Below are 236 nucleotides of genomic sequence, written 5' to 3'. Positions count from 1 at the left end.
GAAGCTTACAGACCCAAGTCTGATTATATACGCACCGGTCAGAGTATTGGGTAATAAAACGATCGTAACAAACGGGGATCAGACAGATACGATTTATGAAGGAATGGATAAGCAGCTTACTTTTGAGCAGTCTCTTCGTTCTAGAGAATTCGAGCCGGATGGTCCGAACTACACACCACGTATTTCTGGTGTGATGCATATTGAGAATGGCAATTTCAATTATGCAATGTCAATCC

At 41.9% G+C, this 236-nt stretch carries 1 protein-coding gene; it reads left to right on the top strand.

Annotated elements, in window-relative coordinates; all coding sequences use genetic code 11:
• Positions 1–236, top strand: a 236-nt coding sequence (locus SD455_RS16730; RefSeq protein WP_445508764.1) for an IMP cyclohydrolase, incomplete at both ends; no start/stop codon positions are given.

It is taken from the genome of Nesterenkonia sp. K-15-9-6, assembly GCF_052656005.1.
Note: the sequence above shows the minus strand (reverse complement) of the source record. Positions and strands in the feature narration are given on the sequence as shown.